This window comes from Tumidithrix helvetica PCC 7403, assembly GCF_965232925.1.
Taxonomy (GTDB): domain Bacteria; phylum Cyanobacteriota; class Cyanobacteriia; order Pseudanabaenales; family Pseudanabaenaceae; genus Tumidithrix; species Tumidithrix helvetica.
Window position 1 is genome coordinate 1 of record NZ_CBDDRA010000011.1, and the last position, 25,919, is coordinate 25,919.

At 44.9% G+C, this 25,919-nt stretch carries 16 protein-coding genes and 1 rRNA gene; 9 read left to right on the forward strand and 8 right to left on the reverse strand.

Annotation, left to right across the window (positions count from 1 at the left end):
• The 3 genes from rrf to ACP2WE_RS11650 all read left to right on the forward strand — a co-directional run.
• A 5S ribosomal RNA gene (gene rrf, locus ACP2WE_RS11640) occupies positions 1–98 on the forward strand; the annotation flags it as partial.
• A 111-nt stretch (positions 99–209) separates the two neighbouring features.
• Positions 210–380 carry a hypothetical protein gene (locus tag ACP2WE_RS11645; protein WP_425215723.1) on the forward strand — a complete coding sequence of 57 codons (171 nt, stop codon included), beginning with the start codon at positions 210–212 and terminating at the stop codon, positions 378–380.
• 33 nt (positions 381–413) lie between these two features.
• A complete protein-coding gene (locus ACP2WE_RS11650) occupies positions 414–818 on the forward strand; it encodes a surface-adhesin E family protein (RefSeq protein WP_425215724.1) in 405 nt (134 codons plus the stop codon).
• 19 nt (positions 819–837) lie between these two features.
• On the opposite strand, the gene ACP2WE_RS11655 is transcribed toward ACP2WE_RS11650, so the two are convergent.
• The 4 genes from ACP2WE_RS11655 to ACP2WE_RS11670 all read right to left on the reverse strand — a co-directional run bounded on the left by ACP2WE_RS11655 (position 838) and on the right by ACP2WE_RS11670 (position 6,272).
• A complete protein-coding gene (locus ACP2WE_RS11655) occupies positions 838–2,817 on the reverse strand; it encodes a peptidoglycan D,D-transpeptidase FtsI family protein (RefSeq protein WP_425215725.1) in 1,980 nt (659 codons plus the stop codon).
• Between the two features lie 161 nt (positions 2,818–2,978).
• Positions 2,979–4,367 (reverse strand): UDP-N-acetylmuramoyl-L-alanine--D-glutamate ligase, encoded by a 1,389-nt coding sequence (murD, locus tag ACP2WE_RS11660; RefSeq protein WP_425215726.1) that lies wholly within the window; start codon positions 4,365–4,367, stop codon positions 2,979–2,981.
• A gap of 135 nt (positions 4,368–4,502) precedes the next feature.
• Positions 4,503–5,507, reverse strand: coding sequence for a zinc-dependent alcohol dehydrogenase family protein (locus tag ACP2WE_RS11665; protein ID WP_425215727.1), 1,005 nt, complete (start codon positions 5,505–5,507; stop codon positions 4,503–4,505).
• A 132-nt stretch (positions 5,508–5,639) separates the two neighbouring features.
• Positions 5,640–6,272, reverse strand: coding sequence for a DUF938 domain-containing protein (locus ACP2WE_RS11670; RefSeq protein ID WP_425215728.1), 633 nt, complete (start codon positions 6,270–6,272; stop codon positions 5,640–5,642).
• A 283-nt stretch (positions 6,273–6,555) separates the two neighbouring features.
• Here ACP2WE_RS11670 and ACP2WE_RS11675 point away from each other — a divergent pair, with 283 nt between their 5' ends.
• The 6 genes from ACP2WE_RS11675 to ACP2WE_RS11700 all read left to right on the forward strand — a co-directional run bounded on the left by ACP2WE_RS11675 (position 6,556) and on the right by ACP2WE_RS11700 (position 14,134).
• A complete protein-coding gene (locus ACP2WE_RS11675; protein ID WP_425215729.1) occupies positions 6,556–9,477 on the forward strand; it encodes an adenylate/guanylate cyclase domain-containing protein in 2,922 nt (973 codons plus the stop codon).
• Between the two features lie 4 nt (positions 9,478–9,481).
• Positions 9,482–10,795 (forward strand): hypothetical protein, encoded by a 1,314-nt coding sequence (locus tag ACP2WE_RS11680; RefSeq protein ID WP_425215730.1) that lies wholly within the window; start codon positions 9,482–9,484, stop codon positions 10,793–10,795.
• 520 nt (positions 10,796–11,315) lie between these two features.
• On the forward strand, positions 11,316–11,420 hold the full coding sequence (locus tag ACP2WE_RS11685; RefSeq protein WP_503473943.1) for a DUF433 domain-containing protein: 105 nt from the start codon (positions 11,316–11,318) through the stop codon (positions 11,418–11,420).
• Between the two features lie 74 nt (positions 11,421–11,494).
• Positions 11,495–12,154: a tRNA1(Val) (adenine(37)-N6)-methyltransferase gene (locus ACP2WE_RS11690; protein ID WP_425215852.1), complete on the forward strand. Its 660-nt coding sequence runs from the start codon at positions 11,495–11,497 to the stop codon at positions 12,152–12,154.
• Positions 12,155–12,233: 79 nt separating this feature from the next.
• On the forward strand, positions 12,234–13,076 hold the full coding sequence (locus tag ACP2WE_RS11695; protein WP_425215731.1) for an alpha/beta fold hydrolase: 843 nt from the start codon (positions 12,234–12,236) through the stop codon (positions 13,074–13,076).
• A gap of 281 nt (positions 13,077–13,357) precedes the next feature.
• A complete protein-coding gene (locus ACP2WE_RS11700; protein WP_425215732.1) occupies positions 13,358–14,134 on the forward strand; it encodes a phytanoyl-CoA dioxygenase family protein in 777 nt (258 codons plus the stop codon).
• 57 nt (positions 14,135–14,191) lie between these two features.
• Here the strand turns inward: ACP2WE_RS11700 and ACP2WE_RS11705 are convergent, their stop codons facing one another.
• The 4 genes from ACP2WE_RS11705 to ACP2WE_RS11720 form a co-directional block, all read right to left on the reverse strand.
• Positions 14,192–14,617 carry a DUF4280 domain-containing protein gene (locus tag ACP2WE_RS11705; RefSeq protein ID WP_425215853.1) on the reverse strand — a complete coding sequence of 142 codons (426 nt, stop codon included), beginning with the start codon at positions 14,615–14,617 and terminating at the stop codon, positions 14,192–14,194.
• A gap of 56 nt (positions 14,618–14,673) precedes the next feature.
• Positions 14,674–16,602 (reverse strand): VgrG-related protein, encoded by a 1,929-nt coding sequence (locus ACP2WE_RS11710; protein ID WP_425215733.1) that lies wholly within the window; start codon positions 16,600–16,602, stop codon positions 14,674–14,676.
• An 83-nt stretch (positions 16,603–16,685) separates the two neighbouring features.
• Entirely contained in the window at positions 16,686–17,135 is a 450-nt protein-coding gene (locus ACP2WE_RS11715; protein ID WP_425215734.1) for a CIS tube protein, read from the reverse strand.
• Between the two features lie 52 nt (positions 17,136–17,187).
• Positions 17,188–25,911 carry a hypothetical protein gene (locus tag ACP2WE_RS11720; protein WP_425215735.1) on the reverse strand — a complete coding sequence of 2,908 codons (8,724 nt, stop codon included), beginning with the start codon at positions 25,909–25,911 and terminating at the stop codon, positions 17,188–17,190.
• Positions 25,912–25,919: the final 8 nt, after the last annotated feature.

Consider the following 25,919-nt stretch of genomic DNA (forward strand, 5'->3'; position numbering starts at 1 on the left):
TGGAACCACACTGATCCATCTCGAACTCAGAGGTGAAACGCTGTTACGGTGAAGATACTTTAGGGGTAGCCCTGCGGGAAAATAACTCGATGCCAAGATTAATATTCTAAGAAAAGAAACCTGTTCTATAAACGAACAGGAGCTTTTTCTGTTTAGGGGTTTAAGATGACTGATAGGTTTAGTAGGATATTTAATAGCAGGAGTGACTTATGAATCGGACAGCTTTTCTTTCTACCTTAATCTTGGTGGTTTTAATGGTTTTGGCTGGTTCTTTGCCAAATAGCTTTTATAAAGCTGACGATAGGTTATTTGTGATTGCCACAATTGTCATTTCAGCTATGTCTTTAATTGCTCTTGTGCTCTTCTTTAGCATTCGTTGACGACCGTTAATTTTCTTGTTGTTAGGGAGTTTTATGAACAAATACCTAATAGGTGCGATCGCTGCTTTTTTGCTAACTTTTCCTACAGCAGCGATCGCGCAACTAAAGCAAGTTCAAAAAAAGATGATCTTTGTGGGTGAAGATAGTAATGGGGTAAAAGTCTACATTCATCCTGATTCTCTAAAGAAACAATTTCCTTTTGCTAGATTTTGGGTCTATGCGGTTTTACCTGTTTCAAGTCAGAGAAGGGTTGCCTCTTTGGATACCTATATGGCGATCGATTGTGTATCTAAGTACGTACGGATCTTAGAAATCATAAGGTATGACCGAGATGGAGAGGTAGCCTCAACTATGAGTCTGGGGTTTGATGATGCTCCGAATTCTCAAGAAGTACTTGGTAGCTTTAGCCAAAAGATGTTTGATTCTGCTTGTAAGTAATTAATGACTTGAGTTGAGACTAGGGATTTGAGTTAATAGGTCTTTGATTAGGCTGGGGTGGCTTGGGTTGCTGTTGAGGTTCTGGTTGTAGTTGAACTGGGGGGAGTTTGGTAGGTATCTCAGATAGATGCGTTGGCGGAATGCTTTCTGTAACGATAATGTCTTCAATCACGGCTTTGACGATTGGAGCTGCTACGGTTGAGCCGAAAGCGTCGTCACCAACAGGTTCATCAATCACAGCGACGACGACATAACGAGGCTCATTGGATGGAAAAATTCCTACGAAGCTTGTGATCTTGGCGCGAGAGTAGCCACCCGTAGCTGATGCTTTTTGAGCTGTTCCTGTTTTTCCACCTAAGCGATAGCCAGGAATTCGGGCAGGTTTGCCTGTGCCTTTTTCGACTACGTTTGTCATCATCTCCAAAACTTTGACCATGGTACTAGGTGAAAAGATTTGACGAGGGGAGGGTAGCTTGGGTTGAGAAAAGTCTTCTCCTTCGGCATTGATTAAACCTTTGACCACATGCGGCGTCAGTAATTTGCCACGACTGGCAATCATGCCGTGTAATTGTAAGAGCTGTATGGGCGTAAGTGAAAATCCTTGACCGAAGGCTGCAGTGGCAGGCTCAATCACCTGTTCTACGAATAAGTTCTGAGGCTTGAGTGAGCTTGGCGTTTCGGCGGGTAGATCGATCCCAGTGATGTCGCCTAATCCGATACGTTCTAGCCAACCATAGTAAACAGAGGGTTTCATCTGTTGAATGATATGCACCATGCCGACGTTACTCGATCGCTCTAAAATTTGGCTAATGCTAAGGGAACCATTGCCTCCAGCTGATTCATAATCAAAATTGGCAACGGGCCATCCGCCGATGGTAAGTGCTCCTTCGTCATAAAAGACTGTATCTGGTTGAATGGCTCCTGCTTCTAGTGCGATCGCGACGTTGATCGGCTTAAATGTCGATCCTGGCTCATATAAATCGGATACAGCCCAGTTTTTGAATAACTCGACCTTTGCTTGGAAAAATTGGTTTGGATCGTAGGTGGGCTCGGTGACCAGAGCTAGTAATCCACCATCCCTCACGTCCATTACTAGGACTGTCCCACGTTTTGCTCCATACTTAGTAATTTGTTGTTTGAGTGCCTGCCTTGCTGTGCGTTGAATGCGTGCGTCGATGGTTAGTTGTAATTTGGTTTGATCGGCATGAAGCATGCCTGCGGGGATACTATTGGGAATTAACTTATCGCGATCGCTTACTCCTGTATTTTTGTTTGTAGGTTCTAGTAACTTTTCTTGGCTTAACTCAATCCCTGCCTGACCGCGATGATCGATATTCACATAACCGATTACTTCAGCAACAAGGTCTTGTTGTGGGTAAGAGCGACGACGATGTTGGATAGTTTCTAAGCCGTCTATTCTATATGTGTCAGCTTTTAAAGAATCAAGGCTCGAATCTGATAATTTATTACTAATTTTTAAGTCAACGATGCGATCGGCTTGTTCGGCAGGTACCCATTCCTGAATTTTTACAGAGGTATCATTTTGTTTTAATAGCTCTAGAAGCTTTGGAGCTGGTCGATTTGTGAGTATAGAAGAGAGCTTCTCCGCAACTTCATTAAGTTTTTTGGGCATTTCTTCTTCAATTCTTTTGGGAAGCTCTTCAAGAGGAATTTTAAGCTGTTGAAGTCGTACCTTTAGCATTCCTGCGATCTGCTTCTTAATTTGAGGAGGATAGGCATAAAGCGAGTACTCGGGCTTATCGATCGCTAAGATAATTCCACGCCGATCTGTGATGGAACGACGAGCAATAAAAGGTCGAAGTTGGAGCATTTGTTGCCCATCGGCTCTCTCTTTGAGGTCGTTATAAGTCCATACCTGCAGGAAGATTAACCTTGCAATTAAGCCTAGGGATGCCAACACCAAAATACCCCACACCAAAAGTGTTCTAAACTTGAGGGTTTGTGCGGTGGAGTTACTTCTGGCGGGTGGGTTGACCATAGGTTGAGGTTGAGAGACCAAAGAAGAGTTGTTGGGGAAATGATAACCCCAAATCATATCTTTAGATAACCAAACATACGGAAGTTTTACGGCAATTTTCGGAATTCTTTAGGAATTGCGGATGTTTCCTAAAAGTTATGCCCTTTGTAAGAAAACTAATTTTATAACTGAAGGCATAGATTGCGGAAGCGATCGCCGCGTTGTTCGAAATTAGCAAACTGGTCGAAACTGGCGCAAGCAGGGGAAAACAAAACTGAAGTGGGTTGGCTCTCACTGCCATTCTCATAAAGCTTTGATTGGGCGATCGCGACGGCTCTAGGCACGGCAACTTCGAGAGTTTCTACAATTTCATAATTATGATATTGAATACCCTCTAGCATTTTGGCAAAGGCTGGAGCTGCTTCACCAATTAATAAAACTGCGATCGCTTTGAGCCGAATCATCTCTAACCAGCTACGTGCATCTCCCTGTTTGGGCTGACCGCCTGCAATCAAGATCGTGGGTGATTTGACGGAACGTAGACCTACCTCGGCGGCATCGTAGTTGGTGGCTTTACTATCGTTAATGAAATGAATGCCTTTGTAGTTACAGATATATTCCAAGCGGTGAGGCACACCCTTAAATTTTGCTACAGCTTCTTCAATATGTTTAGAGTCGATGCCTGCTAGTTTTGCTGCTGCCACAGACATCAGTAGATTTTGCTGGTTATGTATGCCTAATAGTTGTAACTTCTCAAGGGGTAAAACAACTTCGCCTGCAAATAAAACGGTATCGTTCTGTATATATGCCCCATTGGCCATGACTTCTGGTGTGGCATCTGCACAGGATATCCAGATTTTCTGCGAATTTGCTAGGATTGCGTCCCCATGCTTGGCAAGATAAGCGTCGTCTCCATTCAAGATCGCTTGGCTAGACTGATGCATGAGATGGGCTTTAACATCTCGATAGGCTTCTAAGGTGTAATGACGATTGAGATGGTCTGGCGTGAAGGTTGTCCAGATACCAATGCGAGGTTTGACGCTTTGTGCTGACTCAATCTGATAGCTGCTGAGTTCGGCAATAATCCAGTCGGGGGGATTGGCTGTGTTGAGCGCAATCTCGCAGGCGGGAATGCCAATATTGCCACAGGCAACGGCATTTAGCCCTGCGGCTTGAAAAATAGCTGCGGTGAGGGCTGTGGTGGTGGTTTTCCCGTTTGTACCCGTGATGCCTACCCATGGTATGTGACTGAGATAGCGCCACGCGAGTTCGATTTCACCAATGGTCTCAATGCCTAGCTCTCTGGCTCTAATCAAGGTGGGATGATCCCAAGGAACTCCAGGGCTAACAACAATCAGATGTGTAGGTTGTTGAAGTTGATTTTGTCGATCGAAGTTTGGGAAACTCCCTAGCTCAACGGTGATGCCTTCTGCTTCAAGCTGAATTTTATGTTTTTCTAGGCTAGGACTTGAGGCGCGATCGCTTGCGGTTACCTGCCACCCCTTTGCTTTTAGTAAGCGCGAGGCAGACAGCCCCGATTGTCCCAACCCCAGCACATAAGCATTTGGCATTCGATATTTATTTACAGATTACTTTCACTAAATTTGTACAGAAAACATATTTTCTCAAAGTATGGGAAATTGAGCAATATGAAAGATTCTAAAGTGTTTGACTCCGGCTGAGCGTAGCCAACAGCTAATCGCCAATTACGGAATCAGTATGAGTTTGCCAATATGTTGACCTTGCTCCATGACATCCTGTGCTTGGCGGACATCTCTCAAAGAGAACTTACCTGCAATGGGTAGCTGGTAGGTGCCGTTAGCGATCGCCTCAAGGATATGTTGATAGCCAGGATACTCTTGCTCTGAACCAGACATGACATTCAAAAGCCAACCTCGAATCGCCGCAGATTTGCGAATGAGCGGGGTGACATCGACAACATCGGGTTTGCCTAGTAAGCCATAAACCCAGAGCGTGCCATGATTTGCCAATATGCGAATTTCTTGGTTGAGAAATGCCCCCGCAGCCACGGGATCGAAGATGATGTTAACGCCTTTGCCACCGGTCAGCCGTTTAATATCTCGCCACCAGTCGCGATCGCGGGTTACCACCAGATGGTCGTACTTTGCTTCTGGCATGGCTTGCAAGGCTTCGACTTTGCTAGGGCTAGTGGTTGTGCCGATCGCGATGCCACCATAGTATTTGACTACTTGAGAGGCTGCGATCGCCACACTGCTACTGGCAGCGGGAAGCAGCACCGTTTGCCCTGCTTGTAGTTGTTGCTGCCAAATGAGACAACCCCAAGCGGTTAGATAGGCAAGCCATAGGGCTCCGAGCAATTCGTCAGGAACTCCATCAGGTACGGGAATCGTCCGATTTGCGGTGGTCGCAAAATGGGATTGATAAGTACCTCGCCCAATTCCATTTGCCGAAGGGGCATCGAGGCTCAAAATAACGCGCTGTCCGACAAAGCGATCGGTGACTTGTTCTCCAACTGCAACAATATAGCCGCCGCCTTCAATGCCAGGGGTGAAGGGGGGATTGCCCGAAATCAGTTTATATTCTCCACGTCGCGCCATTAGATCGGCTTGGTTCATGCCAATGCTGGTGAGTTTGATGATGACTTGTTGCGGATCGGGGTTGGGATCTGGTTGCTCGATAATTTGCAGGCGATCGCTGCCACCAAAGGCTTCTACAACGACTTTGTACATGTCTCGCGTCTCATAGCTATAAACTCTTTTCTCGACTTTTCCACTCTCTAGGATACTGCTGAAAGTAAAACAATGGGATCTTCCTCAACTTCTGAAATCCCTATCAATACTTGAAGTGGTAATGATTAGAAGTTAACCCGAAGCTTGAAAAACCACGGAGAGATTGTTCGCAGGCATGGGAAATACTTTGAGCAACGAGAGCCCTTCCGCTTTGGCAGCGGAGGTTACTTCTTCTAAATCGCGAACTCCCCAATCGGGATTTTGAAAACGCAGACTGCGATCGAACTCGGCATTGCTGGGTGCAGTGTGTTTCCCGCCTTGTTTAAAGGGCCCATAGAGATACAGAATTCCACCAGCAGGTAAAATTTTCCCCGCTCCCGACATTAATCCCAAACAAGCTGACCAGGGCGCAATGTGAATCATATTGATATTCACGATCGCTTGAAGCGATCTCTCTAGAAGGTTCCGATCTAAACTCCATCCTGAATCAGTGACATCTAAATCCAAGGGAGAATGCAAATTCTCAGAAGGAGAATATCGCTGCCATGAAGCGATGCTTTCTCTTGCGATCGGGTTGGGATCGGAGGGTATCCAATTGCGAGGATGCAGGTGTGGTGCAAAAAATACGGCATGTTCTCCTGTGCCGCTAGATATTTCTAGCACAGTTCCTGTGGATGGTAGTACTTCCAAAAGTACGGCTAAAATTGCGTCGCGGTTGCGCTGCGTCGCGGGCGCATATTGTCGAGCATCAATGCGATCGTTCATTACAATAGTTTGTTGTTGCAACTCAGGTTAAACAGAACTAGACAAAAATGGGATTGCTATGCACATTCATAAGCGTGAATATGTCCTGTGCCTGCTTTGTCTATGCATTCTTGATTATGCCCTTCATTGGCTCCTTCGCGATCGCTTACGAGCAAGCCATTAGAATACCTGACTGATTGAGGTTTTCTTTTGAGATCACGTTTGAGCGGTGATATCTCTCACCTGACAAGGTAAGGGAAGGTAAGATATTCAAATTGGCACCAGTACGAGAGCAACCAGTACTATGGATATACCTCCTTTGCAGTCACGAGGACAGCGCACGCTAGCCGCGATCTCGTTTAGTGACATCGTTGGATTTAGCGCCCGCATGGGGCAAGACGAAGTACATACCCTGAGTTTGGTAGAACGAGACTTTCGGCAAATGACCGACCTGTGTCAGAAGTTTGCGGGTAAAGTCCTGAAAACCACAGGTGACGGCTTGCTGATGTATTTTGCCAGTGCTGTCCAAGCCGTTGATTGCGCTCGTGAAATTCAAACTGAATTTGCCAAGGCAGCTACGACCTCGCCTACAAAGGAGGTGCTAGCCCATCGCATTGGAATCCACTTGGGGGATGTATTTTTTAACGAAACCGATGTTATGGGCAATGGTGTAAACATTGCGGCTCGCCTTCAGGCAAAAGCTGAAGTTGGGGGTATCTGCATTTCCCAAACCGTCTATGATGTCGTTAAGAATCGCCTCGAGTTAGATGTAACCTACCTCGGAGAGTTGGAACTCAAGAATATCCAAGAACCAATTCCTGCCTATAACGTCTTAATTCCTTTTTTAACTCCTCCCGTATATGGGGACGATCGCGATCCTAAGAATGCTCCAGCGAAACCACTAAAAGTAGCCCCACAGCTAAATCAACAAGGCTATCGCGATCGCCAAATCATGCTGAATAAAGTGCGGAACTTTTGGATTGAGGGTGTTTTAGAAACTTCGATTCACGATAAGGCTCTGATCGAGCTAGGTTTGCAAACGAGACTGGATGCGATCGCGCATCCATGGCAGATGGACTGGGCAACATCTGAGGAAGCCAGAAAGCCTTTACCCACTGGCACAAAAGCAATCAACCAATTCGATCGCTTAGGTACTGGTCGAACCCTCTTGATTTTGGGCGATCCAGGTGCTGGGAAAACCACAACCCTGTTAGAAATTACGCGAGAGCTGATCGTAAGGGCACAGCATGATAGCAATCTAGCCATGCCGATTGTATTTAACCTTTCGTCTTGGCAAGACAAGCAAAGTCTAGCGGACTGGATGGTAATGGAACTGAATACGAAATACCAAGTTCCTAAAAAGATTGGTAAGGCATGGGTGAGCGAACAGCAAATTTTACCGATGTTGGATGGTTTGGACGAGGTGAGTGTGGAACGCCGCAATGCCTGTGTGGAGGCGATCAATCGCTATCATGGCGATTACGTGCAGACAGAAATTGTTGTGTGCAGTCGGATGAAGGACTATGAAGCTTTGGCGCAGCGCTTACAGTTTCAGGGGGCGATTTTCATTCAGCCGTTAGAAGAGGCACAGGTATTTGAATATTTTGATCGCCTTGGCACAGAATTGGAAGGTGTGCGGGAAATGCTAACCACGGATGCGAAACTTTTGGAGTTGGCGAAGACTCCCTTGATGGCGAATATCATGGCGATCGCTTATCGCGGAATGTCGGTAACGGATTTGATCAAAATGAGTTTGTCTGAAGATCACGTTCAGCATTTGTTTGATACTTACATTGACCGTATGCTGAGGCGGCGGCCTGATAAGCGGTATTCACCCAGCAAGGTAAAGAAATGGTTGGGTTTTCTGGCTAGGCAATTAAAGAATGAGTCGCAGACTGTATTTTTGATTGAAAAGATTCAGCCTTCTTGGTTGCAAAATAGCCTTCAAGCTTCTCTCTATGCTGCAGCTTTTGTGATTCTGCCTTCTTTTGTGATTAGTGAAATGACTGCTGGGTTCTTTCTGATTGAGGGACTACTTTTGGGGTTAACCTACGGACTGATGCGAGGGAACTTCCGATGGTGGATATCGCTACTTGCGTTTATCGTCTGTTTTACGGTTTTCCCGCTTGCAATCTCTGCATTCACAAACGCTGGAATGACCACTTTATTTACAACTCGCATTGGGGAATTTATGCAGGTGTCGTATGGAAATCCTATTTCGTTTGAAAGGGGAAGTAACTTTACGATCTCAGGAATAGCATCAGGACTAGTCTTTGTGGCAGTTCGACAGTTTATTAATAATGACAAGTTCAATAACCTCCAGTTTGGCTTGATTGCCAGTCCCTTTTGGGTTGCTTATTTCATGTCAAACGTTAATTTAACAAGACTCACTATTATCGAAGTAGCATTATCTCTCGCTGTTTTTATGATTGGGACTGGGCTTATAAGTAACATACTTTGGGCAATGCTTATATCCCCAATAACCCCTATAGCGAAGCGGAGATGGTCTTGGCAAGATGCTAAGGAAAGCGCTAGGAAAGGAATGGCTTGGGGACTAGTCCTAGGAACGATCTATGGTTTGATTTATGGTTTTTGGTCGGCAAATAGTGATGAAAACAGATTAAGGTCAATTCCTATTCCTGGTGGAGATAGATATACTTCAAATCTTAGTGAGATGTTACCTCTTGATAATTTCGACCAGTTCATCTTGATGATGTTTTTTGGATTAACTAGTAGCTTAGTATTTGCTTTAGTTGCACAACCTTTATGTGCCTTAGCTTGGGGGTATGTTGGTGGATATCGTGGGGAGGCAATCTCAGTCACGACTACTCCCAATGAAGGGATGCTAAAACCTTTCAAAAGAGGTTTGATCTTAGTTCTAATTATTACAATACTTTATGTTCTCTCTAATTACATTGTTCCTGCTATAGAGGCAGATCAAGAAATTACTGTTACTGTGTTTTCAACTTTAGCGCTAGTACTTGTGGCAGTGTTTGTATCTGGCGTCGTTCTATTTGTGGCTCAGTTTGTTGGAGGTGCAATTTGGACAAAACATTTTATTTTGCGCGTTTTACTATTTTTTAGTGGCAAGATCCCTTGGAATTACGCAAAGTTCCTCAACTACGCGACTGACGCGATTTTACTGCAAAAAATTGGTGGTGGTTATGTTTTTGTTCACCGTTTGTTGCTAGAGCATTTTTCTGAAATCCATCATGAGCGAGGCTAAAAACATGAGTGCAATCGATATTATCAAAGATAGAACCAAGCAAAAAAAGCAAGCACGATTTTTGCTAATTGCAAACGGTCTGATTGTTAGTATTCTGATCGTCTGGCTTACTATTGGGAACTTGCTGGTAGCTTACCTCGAACAACCCATGCTAAAAGCTCAGGCAGATTACATTCAAAGATATCCCAAACGTGAAGCGAATGCTTCTGCGATCGCATTAAGGAAGCTTTATAGTAAGTTAGAGATTAAAGACAAAATCCCTAGTAGTCTGGGAGATTATTTGGAACATTTAAGAACTACTGACAACTTTGTAAACCCCTTACCAGAAGATCTAAAAAGATATCTGAATTCCAAATCTATTACCGTCAACGAGATCGTTACACTCCTCAAACAGGAACCACCAAAACTTGAGAATTCCGACTTATCGAAAGCTTTCACAGATCCCTTAGGCTACTCTAACGCAAGTTTTTTATTTCATGCAGGGCTCCAAAGAGTTCTTTTAGTTGAGGCTCTTCAACAATATCAATCTGGGCAAACTCAAAAAGTGCTTGATATTCTGAGAGCTTCTTGGAACCTCAATCTTGCCTTACAAGAGCAGCCTTCACTTATTTCTCAACTTGTTGCCCAAATTTTATTTTCGGATCTTTTGGCATTCCTTCGTAAAACAAGTTTACCTTTTGAAGTTCAGCAGCTAGTTAAACCACAAGATTATCCAAAATCTTTTTTATCTGCCTTAGAATTGGAGATCCTCTTCTTAGCGCGGGGTAAACAGGTTCCTTCGAGTGAATTCAGCCAGTTCACTAAATACGAAATCAAAAAACGAGATTTAACATTACTCGAACAAGTCTTACTACCGTTCCAACTTCCCTATTTCAAGCTTGCGGGAATTGATTACTGGGCAACAAATATGCAGATGTTAGCAAAACTCCAAAAACAAGATATTTGCTTTTTTGACGCTAAAACATTACAGGAAGAGACAAAAGCAGCTTTTGCATGGTGGAATGTTTCAGGACGATCGCAGGAATCCTATTTTGGACAATGGATTAGACCATATAGAAAACTTATTGAGTGGGAGTTTACGCAGAAAATTTTGTTAGCCAAAGCATCGGCTGCCAAGACAGGCACGTTTCCGTCAGCAATTCAAAATGTTGATAATTCAACTATCTGCAAAACCATCAAATATGACTATCAAGTTATTGATAACGGGCAAAAGATGACGATTCAGATGCAGAATCTACCTAAGTGGTTTGAATATAGAGAATGGGATCTGCCTGTAACTTTCAGTTTTACGCTCAGTTCAAATCAACCACCAATGTAAACCACTATGCGAGAAATCTTTACAGCACTGCTTAATGTTTTCGTACTGATTATCCTTGTGTTCTTAGTAGGGAATATCCGAATATCTTCAGCTATGCAAAATCTTTCAACTATCCAAAACCCTCAAGACTATGACATTGTCTACTGTGATATTTCATCCGCAAGTGAAAGAACTCCTAGGGTAGTACCTTACCCCAAAGGTACAGATTGTGTTGCAATAGGTAAACGCTTTCCCCCGCCCCCAAAAGAACCTGGCTTGTAGGGGTGTTGCATTTGCGCCATCATTCCTAAATTCATCACAGATATCTCACGCTGCAAATGCAACACCCTCTTTCCATTGATAAATTGTGGCTGCGCTGTGAGGTTTTGGGCAAAGCATTCCCATACATAAGTGAACCCGAAAATCCATAAATTCCTGTGGGAATGCTTTGCCCCTACATGGATTGGGTTGTAAGATTGAACGTTTTTGAAGACAACTGACTATTGCGTTATACTGATTCTTAGATATAGGTAAATCTAGCATGTTGTTGCAACGCATCACAATTGATTGGAACATATGTCATGGAAAGCCCTGCATTCGAGGGGTGCGCTATCCTGTCGAGATGATATTAGAACTTTTTCGGTAGTTCAAGAAGCACACGAAATGCCCAGTCCCTACTTCCATTTTCAACAGTTCTCAATCTTTCAAGATCGATGTGCGATGAAGGTTGGCACGGATGGCATATTGCTGGGGGCATGGGTAGATACCACATCCACTAGGCGAATTCTAGACATTGGCACGGGAACGGGTTTACTTGCGCTGATGTTGGCTCAGCGATCGCCAGCACGGATTGATGCCATAGAAATTGATGCGATCGCCTACGAGCAAGCCAGAGAGAATATTCAGCGATCGCCTTGGGCAGAGCGCATCCACATCCATCTTGGTGCGATTCAGGACTATGAACTTACCTGTTTGGAAAGTTACGATCTAATTGTTTCCAATCCTCCTTTTTTTGAGAATGCCTCTAAAGCAAACGAGCGTTCCAGAACCCTAGCAAGACACAATGATTCCCTCCCGCCCATCGATCTTTTGAGAACTGCGGCAAGATTACTCAGTCAAGATGGTAGGTTGGCGGTAATTTACCCAACCGAGGCAGCCCATAATTTCCAAGCTAAAGCCGAAGCTTTTAATTTTTTCTGCGATCGCAAACTTTGCGTCAAAACAACGCCCAAAAGTCCGATCAAGCGCGTTCTGCTCGAACTCAGCCAAAGACCGTCCGATCGCAGGGAAGATGCGATCGCGATAGAAGTCTCAAAACATTTCTATACCGAGGAATATCACGCTTTAACAAAAGATTTCTATCTCCGCAATTCTCCTTAAATTTGAAATCTGGAATTTTAAAGTTGCATAGCGCCAACTAATTTGATTTGATAGAGAGTAGTTTTTATGCTCCTCTAACTTGTCTAAGCCCGATCGCTATACTCTCGATCTACCAAATTTACGCCTGTCCTATCTCGTTTGGGGACAGGGGCGCGAACCACTCTTGTGCTTGCACGGCATGGCAGACTGTGGTTTAGTGTGGTCTCATTTGGGGCAGTCACTCAGCGATCGCTATTGTGTGGTTGCCCCAGATCTGCGCGGTCATGGCGAAAGTGATAAACCTGCCGATTACTCCTTTGATAGCATCATTGACGACTTGGAAGCCTTAATGCAGGCATTGGGTTGGGAAAGTGCGCATATTCTCGCCCACTCTTGGAGTGCAAAGACGGTAGCTCTATGGGCGCAGCGATCGCCTCACCGTTTTAAAAGTCTAATTTTGGTCGATCCATTCTTTATGGGACGCTTTCCGTCTTGGGTGCGGCTTACATTTCCCTTGTTCTATCGCGTCTTGCCATTCCTCAAATTGGTGGGCAAGTTTCCCAGCTATGAGGTTGCGGAGCAGATTGCCCGCACGCTCAAACAATATCGGGGTTGGACGGCTTTGCAACAAGAGGTCTTTCGTGCCACGATCGCCCAACAAGTGGATGGATCTTGGCAGAGCAAGTTTCCTGAAAACGCCCGCGATCGCATCTTTGAGGCAATTCTCAGTATTGATGGCTTGACCGCAGCGATCGCCGTACCGACGCTGTTTGTCAAACCGCAGCAGGGACTCAATCGCATGGCATGGCAACTGCAACCCTACAAAACCTATTGTCTCAATTTACAAATTCGCGAAGTGCCTAGCAATCACTGGGCGTTTTTGGTCGAACCAGAAGCCTTCGATCTCGAGATCGTTGAATTTCTCAACAGCTTAGATTACTAGGGTTTAGCGTTAAATCCCATGAGTAGAAAAGTAGGTTGGCTTTCGTTCTCGCTCAACCCAACAGCTAGCCAAAGCGATATTGATTTGGTATTCTACACAAGGTATTTCATCGATTTTTCCCACTAAATGGAACCAGTACCTATAGAAAAGTAGGGGCAATTCATGAATTGCCCCTACTTTTCAAATCCAATAGGATTGCAATATCTTTTGTATTCATTACCGATAAATTTTTGAATCAGTCGCAGTTAAAACTTTTCATAGAACTTCACCAAAAAGGGGTAGTGCGTTTACCTTCTGTATTAGATGAGTCAAGGCTGAAAACTATTGCTGAGGCAAGCGATCGCATTTTTACGCATATCGAACAACTGATTCGCCAACATGGAGCCGATCGCGTTAAAGAGCATCTTCCCAATACCTATCACTATCTCGAGAGATCGACCTCAGTCAGCCCGATCGCTTTGTCAGATTACCTCAATCCGAGAGAAGACATTCTTAATCTTTTTGCGAACTCTTTAGGGATGGTGCTGCTTGAGGAAATTTTAGGACGCGAAGTTGTCTGCAATCTCACCAAGTCCAGAGTGACAAAACAATATGCGCCCGTTAACTATCATGCCTTGCATCTGCCGAACCAATGGCATCAGGATGGTGCTTTGGGCGTTACTTTCCCAACAAGCGATTTCTTGACGAGTGCTCCCTATATTGGTGAAGATATGACCGCAATGGTAATTTGTTGGATTCCTCTCGTCGATTGTTTTGGCGATCGCCCCTGTCTGGAATTTATCAAACAACCTTGCGATCGCTTGCTGCACTACGAATATCTGAACGATCGCGAGTTAGAAAAGCTCTTTGCGCCACAGGATTTTTGGGCTCCAGAACTCAAACGAGGCGATATGTTAATTTTCCTCAATGGAACGCTGCATAGAACCTATGTCACCGAAGCTATGAAAAGCGATCGCACCAGTATCGAACTGCGGTTTATGCCGCCCCAACAAATTCCACCATGGATGCAAAGCGATCGCTTCGCACAAATCTCTCCTCAAACAACCTATATCCATTAGCTTTTGGGAAACCACTGAACTGCCAACTGCCAACTGTCAACTGTCAACTGTCAACTACTAAGCAACCATCGTCTGCACCTGCCCTGGATAGGTTATTGTGATTACACCCCCCCACGCACAGTTACAGGTACAGGAATTCGTTAATGCGGGGAAGTTGTTAATCTTTACAGTTGGAGAACCGGGCTTCCAAGGAGTGGTTGCAGGTACGCAAGGCATGGGTACAAAAACATACGTGAAAACGCCCAGTGCAGCAGCAGTGGCGGCAGTAGTGGCGGCAGATGTAGCAGCAGCTACTGCTGGGTTAGCCATGGAGCTACATGCACCAAAAGGGGGAATATTTGCGATTGGGGCAAAGTCCATGATGTTTGCTGCTGCGACTCCTCCTACCATCACAGGTGGCCCCTTAGGAATTACACTCAAAGAAGACGGTGCAGCACCAAAACTGCAAGTCATCATTGCGCCCATCACAACCTGTACGGCCATATTTTTCATTACTCCTTAACTAACTTTCACCGAAAAAATAGAGAAAGAAATCTTCACTAGTTCAGCTTCAAAATAGCGCCTTTAATCATTGTCATAGACTGTCCAGCAACCTCGACCAGAGGACCTTCAACTTTTGCTTGTCCTGTTCCTTTTAGACTTGACATCGTTCCTTCGATCGCTACACCAGCAGCATCAAGCGTAATCTTACTAGCCCCAGTTTTGAGTTCAATGCTTGTGGCAGTGAGCGTGATGCTGCTGCCACCAACTTTTATTTCAATGTTCTCTGATGCTTGGATTGTGATTTTATTACCCGTATCTAACATCTCCATTTTTTGACCACCAGTAGTCTGTATTAGCACCTTCTTATTTTGATTTTGATCGTCGAGTTGTACTTGGTGCCCCCCGCTGGTTTTAATCTCAATAAGTTTTCCTTCATCGGTATCATTCATACTAACTTTATGTCCGCCCACAGTAGTTAAATAAATACCCTTTGTACTAGCTCCCTTATCCTCTTCCACAAACTGAAGTATGTGACCTGTGCGAGTTTTAAAAGTGCGCAATCGTACTGTACCATCCGCAACAGAGTTATCCACTGTTTCTGGTGGTGCATCTGTCCCATTCCAAACCCCCCCAATCACATAAGGGCGATGGATATCGCCATGTTCGAAGGCAACTAAAACTTCATCGTTGATTTCTGGCAAACAGTCAAATCCCCTATTAGGCCCCGCACCTACACCAACGACTCTCGCCCAATCGCTTTCATGTGCTTCCGTCAGGGTTGGAAATTTAACCTTAACGCGCCCCAATTTCTTAGGATCTACGTTATTCGTTACAAGACCTACCAAATGAGTCTGCCTTGGTTGCAAACGAGCCTGAGGCGAAAGCGTTGCCAATAGATCGCCGCCGCGCAGCCCTCTGACGCTAAACTCGGTCGAGTAGACCCCTCCCTGATAGAGGTGGCGCGTTGCCGTTACATAGTAACTACCATTGTACTTACCCATTTTAGCTAGGGTAACGACTTTCCCAGCACGAATGTCAGGATTCCCAATCGCTCTGGCATCCGCCTGAATATATTCACCGCCCACTTCTTTACATATAGACTGAGCCATTGTCGTAGCTTCATCCGCCGACGAGATGGGGCGATCGACGACGATTAGCTTAGGGTTTCCGCTAAATGCTGTCGCTTTGCTTACACCCGTTCCGTGATCGTTAGAAGTCAGTAAAGTCGCCGAACTAGCCGTAGAGACGATCGCTTGTTTGGTTTGATAGTTCCACCCCCTAACCTCAACCGAACCCACCTGCTCGGAACTGCTTACCCGAACGCGGAAGCTAAATAGGTCCAGTAACCACTTTAGTTCAACAGAGCCACTACTCGTAGGAGCACAAAAATTAAGCTTTCCATCGCGCACGTAAAGTTCAAAGCCATTCCGCGCTGCCCGTTCCCGCAAAAACTCCATATTGGTTTGGTTATCTTGGAAAACATATCCCACAGGGTGGCCAAACCCATGGGGCCCAGTCGTTGTAGTGATTGTACCAGCGGGAATCCCTACTTCGCCAATAATTTTCGTAACGATTTCACTATCTTTCATGTTAACAAAAGAACGATTGTAACGACCGCGATGCAATCGATGGGAAACATCATAGCCGCGAACAATGATTGGAGCCTGAGCGTCGCTCGTAAATTGCGCTTCAATTGCTGTAATTTCGCCCTCAAAAATCGTATCTGGTGTGACAGATCTAGAAGTCCCAAGGATTAAATAGTCAATCTCAATCTTCTTCCCAATTGCAAACAAATCATCGTGCTTCCACGCCACATCATTGACATCTCCAGCGAAATAGTCATTATTAATCACCAACGTAAACATGCTAGGTAGATGGAGGCTCTCTTCGATCGATATTTGCAGAAGATCCTGGAATAACTCCGCAGGGGCGTTAGAACCATCTATTCTGATTTTCACTCCGGCAAAGTATGTTGGCGTTGGCATATATGGATGATAGTTTTACTGGGTGGATTGGAAATTCGAGTCATATCCCTACAGACTCGTTAAGATTTTCTCATGAGAGATGATTAGGTTTGATCGTCATCAACTTCTTGTAAGGTTAGCGTCACCTTAGCCCTGACAGGTGTGCCATCTTCTAGGAACATGGTTAAGCTATAGTCAATATCGGTAACAAAACATTTTAAATAACTTTTACTTCCCCACGCCAACACGTAGATAGGCGGACGTTGAACTGAGGCAGAAACAAAGTCTACAGCTTTTAAAATGGGGTCGAGTTTAGTGTATACGCTCGTGCCTGCTTCGTAGGTGTCAAACACAAGATTGCTCAGCGTCACAGTAGCGGGCTCTGGTCGCGCAAAGGAGATTTTGGGCATTCCCGATGCAGTCCGCGTGCCCTCGGCACGATTGAGTTTAATCGATCGCTTCAGATTAAGCTCTGTAGGGTTGAACTGAAAGGTAATCGATGTCGCACCTGAGTCTGTAGTCGTAAGCATGGCTTTTACAAGTTGACCCGTCATTGCATATCCTCCAAAACATATCCTCCCGATCTACGATCTAGTATAGGCAACTTTACCAAGGTAGTTGTCCGGAATATCCACTACCATGTCGCTCTCGCTCGATCGCTAAGCGTTGTCGCAATAAAACATAAATTTCCTGCGCCAAAATCTCAAGATTTGTAGAAATGTCCGCTTCCTCATTGGCATTATCTCGATCCCCATAGCTTACGCCTACTTCAGAGCTATCTTTAAACCTTTGGATAACAGGCTCTTGGACTTGTGACGATGGCGCGAGGGACGATCGCGTATTTGTCGTTTTGCGATCGCTAATTAACTCTTGAATGCTCGACCAAGCAGAAGTTGAGCTACCAGAATCGCTCTGTCGTTGAACGATCTGCAAAGAACTGGCTGGCGCAGCACTTGCCTGTGAAGCATTTATCAGAGAAGAACTGGCGGGCGAACTTGTTATGGCTCCGACTAAGTCGGCTAGACTCGACCAAGTATCAGGAACGGTCGAGGTCGGCTCAGGCAAATTCAGTGCGCCATCATTGCGATCGTCCGAAGTGGAATTATCGGATTCTGGTGCGAACATTCTTTGGATGGTGCTTGGCAGAGAGGAGAGCTTGGATTCTGGCGAACTGGTCGATGGGTTGAACGGCGATCGCTTGTCCGCAGATCGCTGAATCGGTGGAGCCAAGTCAAAAGGATATTCTAAAGGTGCATTGAATTTTGCCTGAAGAGCCGTTGGATCTACTGTTTGTGACAGGATACCGTTAGCAGTTTGACTGCCGATGGGACTAGATGTGTTTCCAATGACATCAGGGGCTCGTCCTAGCGGCGAACTTCGAGATATCGTATTGAGAACCGTAGGAAGTAGAGGGAAAGATGGAATCGCAGATTCATTCTGTTCGGGATTTGGAATTTCACTCGAGAGACTCGAACGAGATTCACTACGCTCTGATTTAAGCTGTAAAGGCGTTTCCAGATCGGAAGGCTCAGGATCTGTTACTGGTTGGTTTATGATCGTTTCAGACTGTTCGTTCGTACTTGCGATCGCTGGCGATCGGCTTGTAGATTGTTCAGAAGCATCTCTTTGTATAGTTGTTTGAACAGTTGGTTGTATATCTGGTTGCGGACTTGATTCGACAAGATTTTCTGTGCTAGCGTTCTCTGTGCTAACCTGCTCTCTGTTAATAATGCGATCGATCGGCTCTATCTTTCTTTGGAGTGACGAGAGGGGATTCTCAAGACTAGGTATATCGCTCAACTGCTCAGCCTTAGGAATTATATCCTCTAAGCTCGAGCGATCGGAACTGACATCTGCACTCGTGTCAGCTTGTTTCTGAATGGGAGACATGGCATTCGCAAGACTAGAGGAAATATCTGTTTGAGTTAATGCTGATTCTGGTTGTATTTCACTCTGCAACTCACCTTGAACTTTTCTCTGAATAGAGGAGGTTGCATCAGGAAAATCGATCGAAAGATTGTTAATGTTTTCTCGCTCTGTCCCGATTTCCTGTGATTGCTTCTGTACTGGAGAGGAAGGGATTTCACTTGAAGGTGTTGTGGATACTATTTCACTTACCTCTGCTTTTCTTTGCAGTGGGGGCAAATCGGTAGGACTAGGAGTTAAGCTAAAGCTGTCGGTATTTGTCTCGGAAGCCTGTGAAATTCTTGACGACGGCGATTCGACTGGCTGGCTCGAACTCTGCCTTTGAATGCTTACGAGATCGGCTTGACTAGACTCCGCTTGGGGCTGAGATGAGGCGATCGAATTAGGAGTTGTTGAATCTAAAGACTCATTGCGAACGGAGTCACTGACTTCAAGACTAAATGACTGAGAATCGGCGATCGCCTCTGCCGCAGGCGTTCTTTGAATGCCTATACCTTGAGGAAGATCGCGATCGCTAACAATTTCAGGAGTCGTAGATTCGCTAAAGTTAACATTGGGTTCAACATTGGATTCAACCTGTCTTTGAATCCCTATAGGTACATCAGACGATTCACTCTGCCGTTGCATCAATGGCTCAGGAATACTTAAGTCTACGGACTGAGTTCCAAGCGAATCATTGGTTGCAAGACTTGGCAATTCAGAGATTTTCGTTAACCGATCTAAGGTCTTCCTTTGAATCCCAGCATCTTCAGTGTTACCAGCCGCGTTCGTGGTAATTTCAATATCCTCAATGCCTGTTAAACTCGATTCAGCTTGCTTTTGAATCACTGGAGGCACATCAGAGATCCCAAGTGTAGGCTCATGAGATGGAATAGCTGTTTGATTGGTTGGCTGAGAAGTATTGGTTAGCAGTTCTGAAGCTTCTCTTTGAATACTAATATTCTCAGGATTCCGTCCTTGAGTAGTAGGTTCGCTAGATTCAATGGGTTCAAGATTTATCGGCTGAGCAATATTCGACTGAGGCGAAGTAGGCGAAGTTAAACTCTTGCTTTGAATATCAAGATTTTCAGTATTACTAGGAATTTCAGACTCATTAGTATTGGGTTGAGTTAACTCAACCTGTCTTTGAATTGACGTAGGTTCAGCAGTCCTAGAATCCACGACCCGATCGCTATGGAGGTCATTTGGAGTAAGACTTGACGACGAAGGAATATCCGTTGTTCGATTGGAAGCCTGCCGTTGAATGCCTTCACTTTCAAAATCGCTAGCAATTTCGACAACCTCAACAGCTGGTAGACTAGTTTCAGCTTGGGTTTGAATCTCTAGAGGCACATCAGACAAAGACTCCTGATTAAGCGTTTCAACTACAGGACTGGGCGTCTGAGCGATATTTGTCGGCTGCTCTAAGGTCTTTCTTTGAATGCTGATGTTTTCAGGATCGCTGCTGGATTCTTGAGCAGAAGGTTCGCTAGATTGAGTAGCCGCCAGATTTGTCGTCGCAGAAATATTCGATAAAATATTCGATTGAGGGGGCAGATTTGGCGGAGTTAAACTCTGTCTTTGAACATCAATGTTTCCAACGTTATTGGGAATTTCAGATTCATTAGGGATGGATTCATTGGATTCAATCTGCCTTTGGATTGACGTAGATTCAGGAGGAAGAGAATCAATAGCTTGGCGATCGCGCAAGTCATTCGCCGTAGAACTTAGTTGTGAAACATCCACTACAGGATCTGAAGTTTGTCTTTGGATATCTACATCTTCAGCGCCACTGGTAATTTCTGGAATCGGCAAACTCGACTCAGCTTGTTTTTGAATTGATGTGGGTACATTAGGGATAATCGAATCTGAAGGCTCAGTACTGACAGAATCGCTGAAAGCAAGATTAGATGACTGAGTAGTATTCGACTGATTTAACTGAGACGGAGTGATCTGAGTTGATTCATTCCTTTGAACGTTTGCACCTTCAATATTCGTAGGGATTTCAGTTTCACGAGCGGTTTCATTCAATTCAACCTGTCTTTGGATAGACGCAGGCTCAGGAGCAAGAGAATCAATAGCTTGGCGATCGCGTAAGTCATTTACCGTAGAACTTAGTGGTTGTGAAATTACGGGATCTGAAGTCTGCCTTTGAATGTCTGTATTTTCACGATCGCTAGCAATCTTCATGCCTTCGGGAACCGACCCACTAGGTTCAGCTTGTTTCTGAATCGTTGGCGTTACATCAGAGATGTCAGAGAATGGAACTGAAGACTGATTGCTTGGCGTTTCATTGACCGTAAGATTAGGTGTCTGCGTAATATTCGTTGACCGATCTGATGAAGCCTTTCTTTGAATACTGATATTCTCACTGATATTCTCGGTATCGCGATCGCTGCTGAATTCTGGAGTAGAAAGTTGGCTAGATTCAATAGTCGCTAGATTTATCGGCTGAGAAATATTAGACTGCGGCTGAGCGGATTGAGCTAAGTTCTTCCTTTGAATATCAATGGTTCCAGTATCTTTGGGAATCCCAGATTCAGCAGCGATCGCTTCACTAGATTCAGCCTGTCTTTGAATTGATGTAGGCTCAGGAGTACTAAAATCTATGAGCTGATTGCTACGTGAATCATCAGTCGGGAGACTTGGTGATTGAGAAATATCCACTACTGGATCTGAAGCCTGTCTTTGGATGCCTGTATCTTCAGAGTTAGCAATGCTAACAATTTCAATACCTTCTGTAGTAGGCAAACTAGTAGGATTAGCTTGGGTTTGAATCGTTGGAAATACAGCAGACATACTAGGGGCTGAGGGCTGATTGCTAGAAGCTTCCGTAACTACAGGACTTGGTGTTTGAGAAATATTTGCTGGCTGAGGCGAAGTTTTTCTTTGAACGCTGATATTCTCTGGGGTGCGATCGACGCCAGTCCTAGAAGATACAGATTCACTAGATATAGATTCACTAGATTCAAGGGCGGCTGGATCTGTTGACTGAGCAATATTTGATTGAGATTGAGGTGGCTGAGTTAAGCTCTTCTTTTGAATATCAATACTTTCAGGGACGCTAACAGCTTCAGGTTCGTTAACAGTAGACTGATTTGATTCAATCTGTCTTTGAATTGAGGTAGTTTCGGGGGTATTTGAATCTATAGGCAGATTAAAACGCGAATCGTTTTCGTCAGAATTAGATTCACGGGATTCAATTTGTCGTTGGATTGACATAGAGCCAGTATTACTGGAATCTAATGGCTGATTGGGAAGTGAGTCATTGAAAAGATTCTGTGTCTGAGCATCATTTGTGCTTTCATCGACTGCAAGACTTTGTGACTGAGGAATATTCGCACTCTCTGTCGCTACCGTCCTTTGAACGCTTATAGTTTCAGCATCACTGCTAATTCCTTGAGTAATGGGATCGCTAGATTCAATTGCTGTGGGACTCATCGGTTGAGACATACTCGACTGAGGTTGAGATGCCTGAGTAGTTAAACTCTTCCTTTGAATATCAATATTTTCAGTGCTACTAGCAGCTTCAGTTTCATCAGCAGTAGATTCTTTCGATGCAACTTGTCTTTGGATTGAAGTGGGTTCAGGAGGTCTAGGATCTATAACCCGATCGAAGCGTAAGTTATCTTCAATAACGTTAGATTCACTGGATTCAACTTGTCGTTGAATTGATATAGGCTCAGAAGCAATAGGATCTATACCCCGATAGCTATATGTGTCATTCGCTGAAGGACTTGACAACTGAGAAATATCCACTTCCTGTCTCTGAATACCAATACTTTCAGAAATGGGAGCAATTAACTCAATACCCTCAGTAGCAGATACATTATGGTCAGCTTGTTTTTGGATTATGGGAGGCGCATCAGAAATATTAGAAGATGAAGACTCAATGCCTTCAATGTCAGGCAAACTAGGTTCAGCTTGCTTTTGAATTGCTGGAGGTACATCAGAAGAGATATTAGGAGGTGAAGACTGACTACTAGATATCTCATTAGCTGTGGGGCTTGGGGTCTGAGCGAGATTCGTTGGTTGAGATGGAGCTTTTCTTTGAATACCTAAATCTTCTGATTTTCTTGAAATCCCAATCTCATTTTGCTTTTGAATCGGTGCGAGCAAATTAGAGGCAGGTGTGTTTGAGAACTCCTGACGGGAAGAGTCTTTGGCTGTTGATGATTCAGAGGCAATAGGTTGCGTTGGTTGGGTTGGCTGAATTGGCTGAGGTGAAGCTTTTCTTTGAATCCCCAATCCTTCAGTTCTGTTAGGAGTTTCAGCTTTATTTGAGACAATAGGTTCACTAGAACCACTCGTAGCACCTTGTTGCAGCACTTGACTGGGCAAGGAACTCGCAGTTTGATTGTCTACGGTTGTTTGAGGATTAATAGGTGTTGCTGTCTGTTCGGGTGGGCTAGCGTCATTCGTAGCGAGTGTGGCGGGTGTAGTGGAAACTCTTTGAATGGGCGTGGAGCTAGATGCACTCGAACTACTAGATTTTCTCTGTAAAGGAGCAGTAGTGTCTTGTCGAGATGTTTGCGGTTGTGGTGATTGAAATAGAGATGTCAATCCATCCCAAACAGTCTTGGCGATCGCTGCGCCTAAGCTAGGTGTTGATTTGGTTTCAGATTTTTTTTGTATGGGCGTTTGAGCGCTGGAAGCAGGTTGGACAGGAGTTTGATTCGTAGCGATCGCATTCATATTCCCCAAATCACTTAGCGATTCTGACACCAAGGGATCTGAATTGGTCGCAGGTTTCGCTTGGATGGGTATCTCTGAGGCTGTTTGAATTTCTGGTTGGCTAGATGCTCGAACAGGTGGAATTGGATCGGAGGGAGTTTTTTGAACTATAACTGGATTGATATCTTGGCTGACAACGCGATCGCGACTAGGTTGAATAGAAGTTACGGTGTTTGAAGTCTCAGGTGTTGATGTTTCAAGGTTTAAGCTTGGCTCGACATTAGATTGAGAGATTTGCGCGACAGGATTACTACTGTCTTCTGACTGGCGTTGGAGTGTTGTAGGACGATCGCTCACAGGTGGAGAAGAAATATTCTTAGCATCTGGAATAGATAAGCTAGGGAAAGTTACTACAGGGCTAGCTAGATTAGTTTCTAAATCAGTTTGTGGTGCTGATATGGGAGATGAAGTTGTTGCTTCAGAAATCGTTTCAGAAATCGCTTCAGGCTTTCTCTGAATTGGTGGTATTGATATCGGTGCATCCTGAGAAATTGATGTGGGCTCAGTCTGGACAACATCAGTCGCGTGAGGTTTAAGCTGCAATGAGGGAAGGGGACTAGATTCAGATATATTTTCCGATATATTTGTAGTCTCACTTACTTCCATTTGTGGCGGGGTAGGAACTGAGGTCGAAGATGCGGGAGGTGCTTCAACCTTCCGCTGAATCTCAGTATTAGGGCTAGGAGGAGTTTGACTAGGTGGCGCGTCGATCGCTTTCGGTAAAGGCTCAGAGGATGCGACAGTATTTGTCTCAAAGGGTTTCGCAGGCAGATCGCTAACTAGCGGCGCTATATCCTGAGAATCTGAGATAAGCGTAACTGAATCCGTTGGGCTAGAATTCGCGCTAACTTCTGCTTGTCGCTGAATTGGTATTGAAGGCTCAGAAACAGCTTGAGGGGAAGCTTCTGTGGTGAAAGCTACTGAGCCCACTGATTGAGAACTGGGGCTGGTAGTTTGTGGATTTGCAGTTTGTGGATTTGTAGCTTGTGCGCTTACAGTTTGCGGATTTGTGACTGGAGAATTTGTAGTTGGAGAATTTGTAGTTGGAGAATTCGTAGCTGGAGGATTTACTTGTGATGATGAGGGTATAGAAGTAGTCTTGGATTCAGTAGAGCTAGGACTATCTGACTTTTTTTGTAATGGCGTTATTGATTGAGCTGTTGAGGGAGTTGTTGAGGGAACTGAACCTAAAGGCTCAACTGGTACATTACTTGGTGTAACTGGAGTACTGGGCGATCGATCGATGGATACATCTTGCGATCGACGAACAAAGCCTTCATTTTGAGGTGAGGTAGACGAAATTGACACCTCGCTAGATGGAGATTGAGTTTGCACTGTATCTGGGTTAGCAGCCTTCATCTGTACAGGCATTGCTGTCGATGCATCAGCGGTAGTTGTACTATCTACATCACTTGTTTTTTTTTGGATTGAATCTCTATTTGAACTGAGTGCTTTATTCTCTCTCATGATCTGCATGAGTTCTGGCGTGATACCCGATGATGGGGCAGGAGATAGCTCAGTTTTGGCTTGGATAGGGACTTCTGCCGCATTAACGCTCTGGCTGATTTCTGATTGTGGAGCAGTGGATGATGGGGTAGGACTCTCTACGTTACTAGGAGGATTTGCTCCAGAATTTCTGTTTGAGCTAAGCGCTTTATTCTCTCTCATGATCTGCATGAGTTCTGGTGTGATGCCCGATGATGAGGCAGGTGATGGCTCGGCTTTAGCTTGGATAGGGACTTCTGTGTTGCTAGCGCTCTCGCTGATTTGAGTTTGCTGAGCAGTAGATGATGGGACAGGACTCTCTGTATTGCTTGGGGGCTTTGCAGCAGACTCTCTGTTTGAGCTAAGCGCTTTATTCTCTCTCATGATCTGCATGAGTTCTGGTGTGATGCCCGATGATGGGGCAGGAGATGGCTCGGCTTTGGCTTGGATAGGGACTTCTGCGGCGTTAACGCTCTCGCTAATTTCTGATTGTGGAGTAGTGGATGATTGGGAACTATCTATGTTACTGGGGGGCTTTGCCGTAGACTCTCTGTTTGAGCTAAGCGCTTTGTTCGCCTGCATGATCTGCATGAGTTCTGGTGTGATGCCCGATGATGGGGCAGGAGATAGCTCGGCTTTGGCTTGGATGGTTGGAGTTTGAGATGTTTGCAAAGAGGCAGGTTGTTGAGTTGTAGAATCTCTATCTGAGGCAGAGGATCTTTGAATTTGCTTTCCTAGACTGGGTTGTGGAGATGCTTTTGTGTTAGGGGGCGTAATTGCTGGCGTTGATTCCGATCGCTTTAATTCCGTAGTTGACTCTAAAGATCTGAGTGCAGGTGGCGCGATCGCCACATCATCGATCGCGTCTCTTTGGATCGCTTCGGTTGATGGTGTGACAACTGGATTAGGTACTGATGATTTAGTTTGAGGAGAAACAGCAGGTGGATCGGCAATGGGAGCTTCACGGATTGAAGTATTTAAGAGATTGAAGTCCTCTGCCAGTTGTAGATTATTGGGATTTGCGATCGAGATCGCACCCAGTGGATAAATAAACTTCGGCTGAATCCATTGGGTATGCAAGCCCAGAGGTCTAGCAGGGATCAGAGGTCTCTGAATACCAAGTGGTGGCATGGATGAACCTAGAGTGGCTTTAGGTAAATCCTCAGAGGGCAGATCGTTTGAGGGGTGATCGGTTGATTCTGGCATAGGAAGCT